The sequence below is a fragment of the Rhodopseudomonas sp. BR0C11 genome (assembly GCF_010820945.1).
Taxonomy (GTDB): Bacteria; Pseudomonadota; Alphaproteobacteria; order Rhizobiales; family Xanthobacteraceae; genus Rhodopseudomonas; species Rhodopseudomonas palustris_H.
In genome coordinates, this window is record NZ_QTKI01000351.1 from 1 (window position 1) to 5,139 (window position 5,139).

At 65.7% G+C, this 5,139-nt stretch carries 5 protein-coding genes; all 5 read left to right on the forward strand.

What is annotated here, in order from left to right:
* The first annotated feature begins 50 nt into the window (after nucleotides 1–50).
* Nucleotides 51–2,432, forward strand: coding sequence for a TonB-dependent receptor (locus tag DYI24_RS20750; RefSeq protein WP_164573667.1), 2,382 nt, complete (start codon nucleotides 51–53; stop codon nucleotides 2,430–2,432).
* 24 nt (nucleotides 2,433–2,456) lie between these two features.
* On the forward strand, nucleotides 2,457–3,146 hold the full coding sequence (locus tag DYI24_RS20755; RefSeq protein ID WP_164573668.1) for a Fe2+-dependent dioxygenase: 690 nt from the start codon (nucleotides 2,457–2,459) through the stop codon (nucleotides 3,144–3,146).
* Nucleotides 3,143–4,054 (forward strand): tonB-system energizer ExbB, encoded by a 912-nt coding sequence (gene exbB, locus DYI24_RS20760; protein WP_107356299.1) that lies wholly within the window; start codon nucleotides 3,143–3,145, stop codon nucleotides 4,052–4,054. Before DYI24_RS20755 ends, exbB begins: the two co-directional genes overlap by 4 nt.
* A 3-nt stretch (nucleotides 4,055–4,057) precedes the next feature.
* Complete coding sequence (gene exbD, locus DYI24_RS20765) at nucleotides 4,058–4,507, forward strand: TonB system transport protein ExbD (protein ID WP_107356298.1); 450 nt, start codon at nucleotides 4,058–4,060, stop codon at nucleotides 4,505–4,507.
* Between the two features lie 106 nt (nucleotides 4,508–4,613).
* Nucleotides 4,614–5,139, forward strand: a 526-nt coding sequence (locus DYI24_RS20770) for an energy transducer TonB (RefSeq protein WP_164573669.1), incomplete at its 3' end; no start/stop codon positions are given.

Consider the following 5,139-nt stretch of genomic DNA (forward strand, 5'->3'; position numbering starts at 1 on the left):
ATACCACCTTTGTTGCACTTGATTAGCGGCAGCACATCTGGGGGCGTGGGATGAACGGGGCAAAGGCACCGAGGTCGTTGCGGGCGGAAGCAACGCTTCGGACTTTCAGCGAATTCGACGGCCATCATGGCCGCAAGGTGTCGGCGGTAGCCGGCATGATCGCGGTAGCGTCGATCGGCGGCGCCGAAGCGCAGCAGTCGAGCCTGCCGGCCGTGACCGTCGATGCCCCGGTGGCACGGCCGAAACCGGCTGCGGCGCGCGCAACGCCCGATCAGGTGCGTGCCCGCACCGCGCTGCGCCGGGCGGCGCGCCGCACGCAGCCGACCCAGGTGCAGCCGGTGCCGTTTCCTAATGCCGGCACGCTGTCGGCGGATCGCAACCCCTATGCGGATGCGGCCGCGCCCTACAAGGTCGACCGGCTGTCGGGCACCAAGTTCACCGAGCCGGTGCTCAACACCCCGCGCACCGTGACGGTGCTGACCAAGGAACTGCTCGAAGACAAGAACGCGACCTCGCTGCGCGAAGTGGCGCGTTCCACCGCCGGCGTCACGCTCGGCACCGGGGAGGGCGGCAACGCGTTCGGGGATCGCTTCTTCATCCGTGGCTTCGACGCCCGCAATGACGTGTTCATCGACGGCATCCGCGATCCGGCGATCTCGATCCGCGAGAACTTCTTCACCGAGCAGGTCGAGATCCTGCGTGGCCCGGCCTCGACCATGGCGGGCCGCGGCACCGCCGGCGGTGCCATCAATATCGTCACCAAGCAGGCGACCACCGAAGGCAATTTCACCAAGGCCGAAACCACGTTCGGCTCCGACGCCACCAAGCGCGTCACGGTGGACGTCAACCAGGTGCTGAGCCCGACGTTGGCGGTCCGTGTCGATGGTCTCTACCAGGATGCCAAGGTCGCCGGTCGCAACTACGTCACCGACGACCGCTGGGGCACGCTGGCCGCGGTGAAGTGGACGCCGACTGATGCCATCAAGGTCACCGCCAACTACGTCCACACCGATCTCGACGGCCTGCCGGATTTCGGCGTGCCGTACAACACCGCGCTGCGCCGGCCGTCGACCGACGTCAACGTGCCGCGCGAAACCTATTACGGCTTCGTCAATCGCGACTTCCAGAAGGCCAAGCAGGATTTCGGCACGGTCACCGGTGAGTTCGCGATCACGCCGGACCTGACCCTGACCAACCGCTCGCGCGCCGCGCATTCGGTGCTCGACTATATCGGGACGTTGCCGAGCAATCCGACCGCCACCACGGTATCGCTGGCGTCGCAGAGCCGCTATCAGACCACCGACGTGCTCGCCAACCAGACCGACCTGACCTACAAGTTCGATGTCGGCGGGGTGAAGCACACCATGGTCGGCGGTGCGGAAATCTCGCGCGAAAGCGTGATGCGCGACACCTATGCGGGCCTCACCTCTGAGCTCGCCGGCTTCCAGAGCGGCGGTCGCATCACCGTGCCGCTGCTGGCGCCGCCGAACCTGTTCGAGTTCGCCACCCAGCCGCAGCGCGCCTACAACCCGACCTTCATCAACGTCGACACCAAGTCGGCCTATGTGATCGAGACCGCCAACTGGAACGACGTCGTCATCCTCAACGGCGGCCTGCGCTACGACGATTACAACATCACCGGACACACCGCGGCGACCTCTACCGCGGTGCAGTCGGGGATGTGGAACTACAATCTCGGCGCGGTGGTGAAGCCGCTGCCTTACGCCAGCCTGTACGCCGCCTACGCGACCTCGACCAATCCGGTCGGCGCCGAACTCGACGCCTCGGGCACCGCTTACGGCGGCCTCGTCGTCAACAACGCCACCTTCCAGGCGCTGCCGCCGGAAATGAACAAGGCGGCGGAAGTCGGCACCAAATGGGAGCTGTTCGATCGCCGGTTGCTGCTGACCGCGTCGCTGTTCGAAACCCAGAAGTCGAACGCCCGTGAGACCGTCGGCAACAACATCCTGTCGACCGGCGTCTATCGGGTTCGCGGTATCGACCTCGAAGCCTCCGGCAAGATCACCGACCGCTGGAGCGTGTTCGGCGGCCTGGTACTGATGGAAACCAAGGTGCTGCAGTCGATCGATCCGAATTCGGTCGGCGCGCAGCTCGCCAACATCGCGCATCAGTCGTTCAACCTGCTCACCAAGTACAAGTTCGACGACCATTGGGAAGTCGGCGGGCAGGCGGTGTACGCCTCCAAGATCTACGGCGGCACCTTCGCGGCGATCAACGGCAACGTGCTGCCCGAGCACTGGCGGTTCGACAGCTTCGTCGAGTTCAAGGTCGACAAGCACATGACTGCCAAGCTGTCGGTCAACAACATCTTCAACACCACCTACTACGACGCGTTCTATCGTTCGAACTCGCCGTTCGTGTTCATCGCGCCGGGCCGTTCGGTCTGGCTGACGCTACGCGGCGCGCTGTAAGCGCGTCGCGAGACTGGAGCGGCCATGCTGGTCTGTATTCCCGAGGTTCTGCCGAAGTCCGAGGTCGCGGAATTCCGCCGCCTGATGGACGCCGCCGATTGGGAGGATGGCCGCTCCACCGCCGGCGCGCAGTCGGCGATGGTCAAGCGCAACGAGCAATTGCCGCCCGACAGCGATCTGGCGCGCGCGCTCGGACGGCGGATCGTGTCGGCGCTCACCAGCAATCCGAAGTTTGTCTCCGCCGCGGTGCCGCTGCAGATCTTTCCGCCGCTGTTCAATCGCTACGCGGCGTCGGGCGGCCATCATTTCGGCATCCATGTCGACAATGCGGTGCGCGGTGATCATCTCACCGGTCTGCGTATTCGCACCGATCTGTCGGTCACGTTGTTCTTGGCCGAGCCGGACGAGTACGACGGCGGCGAACTCGTGATCGAAGACACTTACGGCTCGCACGAGGTCAAATTGGCCGCGGGCGATGCCGTGCTGTATCCGTCCACCAGCCTGCACATGGTGACTCCGGTCACGCGCGGCGCACGGGTGGCGTCTTTTTTCTGGCTGCAGAGCATGATACGTGATGCGCAGGCGCGCAGCATGATCTACGATCTCGACAACGCCATTCAGGCCCTGGTCGAGCGGCTGGGACGCGATGACCCTGAAACGGTCAAATTGACCGGTATTTATCACAACCTCATCCGCTACTGGGCCGAAGTATGAACAAGTTGAGCTTCCGATCGATCGGCGTTGCCCTGATCGCACTGTCGCTGTCCGCGCCGCTCGCACCGTCCGTCGCACAACAGCCGGCATCGCCTCCCGCCGCCACCGCACCGTCGCAACCCGCGGCTCCCGCGCCGGCCGCCACCGCTCCCGCGCCGGCTGCATCGCAGGCGCTGCCGGAGGCTGGGCATCAGCCCGGTAGCGTCACGCCCGGCCTGTCCGAGCTGTCGCCGTGGACGATGTTCCTCAACGCCGACATCATCGTCAAAATCGTCATGATCGGTCTGGCGATCTCTTCGGTGATCACCTGGACGATCTTCATCGCCAAAAAGGTCGAACTCGGCCGCGCCCGTTTCCGGCTGCGCCGCTCGTTGAAGCAGATCGGTGAGTCCCGTTCGCTGGCCGAGGCGCAGATGGCGCTCGGCGACAAGCACAGCGTGCTGTCGATGCTGCTCGCCGCGGCGCTGCGTGAAGCGAAGCTGTCGGCCGGTCTGTCGAGCGATGAAGGCATCAAGGAGCGCGCGGCGTCGTCATTCAGCGAGTATGTGCGCGCCGAAGGCCGTCACATGCGCCGCGGCATGGGCTTCCTCGCCACTATCGGCGCCACCGCACCGTTCATCGGCCTGTTCGGCACGGTGTGGGGCATCATGAATAGCTTCATCGGCATTTCGAAGTCGCAGACCACCAACCTCGCGGTGGTCGCGCCCGGTATCGCCGAAGCGCTGCTCGCCACCGCGATCGGCCTCGTCGCCGCGATCCCGGCGGTGATCATCTACAATCACTTCTCGCGCGAGATCAAAGTCTACCTCGAACTGGTCGCCCGCGCGTCTGGCGCCGCCGGCCGTCTGCTGTCGCGCGATCTCGATCGCAGCCACGGCAGCGCGCATCGCGCCCGCGCGGCGGAGTGAGCGATGGCTGTCTCGCTCGGCAATTCCGACGATCTCGACGACGATTTCGACGAGACCCACGAGATCAATGTCACGCCGTTCATCGACGTGATGCTGGTGCTGCTGATCATCTTCATGGTGGCGGCGCCGCTGTCGACGGTGGACCTTCCGGTCAGCCTGCCGACCTCGAGCGCCACGCCGCAGAAGCGGCCGGACAAGCCGACCTATGTCAGCATCAAGTCCGACCTCGCGGTGGCGATCGGCGAGAACCAGGTCAAGCGCGTCGACCTGGTGAAGACGCTCGACACCATGCCGGACATGACCAAGGAGCGCTTCATCTTCCTGCGCGCCGATCGCGCGGTGCCGTATGGCGAGCTGATGGACGTGCTGGAGATGCTGCGGGCCGGCGGCTACGCCAAGATCAAGCTGGTGGCGCTGGAAGCGGTGCCCGGCGCCAAGCCGGACGGCAATTAGCCGTCTCGCGCGAGGGGACGGGGCAAAGCCTTTGAGGGCTTTGCCGGGGCAGATGGGCTCCGGCCCGCTCGCAAACACAGTTGCACTTTGTTAGAAACGCAATCGCATGACCGACCCTGACCTCAACCGCAATGGCACCTACCGGCTCTGGCTGATGGCCGCCGTCGGCGCCGTGGCGTTGCACGTCGGCGGCGCCGCGCTGGCGCTGGTCAGCATGCCGGAAGATGCCGATGACGACGCGCTCGGCGCGCCGGCGATCGAGGTCGGCGTCGAGATGATGTCGCCGAAGATCGAGGCCTCCGATCTGCCGCCGGGTCCGGACACCGAGGCCTCGATGGCGTCGCCGGCGCTCAACGAGCAGAAGGCCGAGGTCAAGGACTCCGACCTGCCGAAGGACACGCCGCAGGAGACCGAGGAGCCGGACCGCGTCGTCACCACCGAGACGCCGAAGAAGGTCGACGAGGAGCAGAAGGAAAAGGCGCAGCAACAGCAGCAGGCCTCGACCGAGTCGGTCGCCGCTGAAGCGACCGCGATGCCGAGCAACGAGTCCGCCAAGGAAGGTCCGCGCTCGGTCGCGCCGGCGCAGGGCGTCGGCAAGGCCGCCGCCCGCATCCGCGCCACCTGGCAGAAGG

Excerpts from the sequence above, each read along its gene's own strand:
- DYI24_RS20750 (WP_164573667.1), top strand. The coding sequence starts at position 51 with ATGAACGGGGCAAAGGCACCGAGGTCGTTGCGGGCGGAAGCAACGCTT.
- exbB (WP_107356299.1), top strand. The coding sequence starts at position 3,143 with ATGAACAAGTTGAGCTTCCGATCGATCGGCGTTGCCCTGATCGCACTG.
- DYI24_RS20755 (WP_164573668.1), top strand. The coding sequence starts at position 2,457 with ATGCTGGTCTGTATTCCCGAGGTTCTGCCGAAGTCCGAGGTCGCGGAA.
- exbD (WP_107356298.1), top strand. The coding sequence starts at position 4,058 with ATGGCTGTCTCGCTCGGCAATTCCGACGATCTCGACGACGATTTCGAC.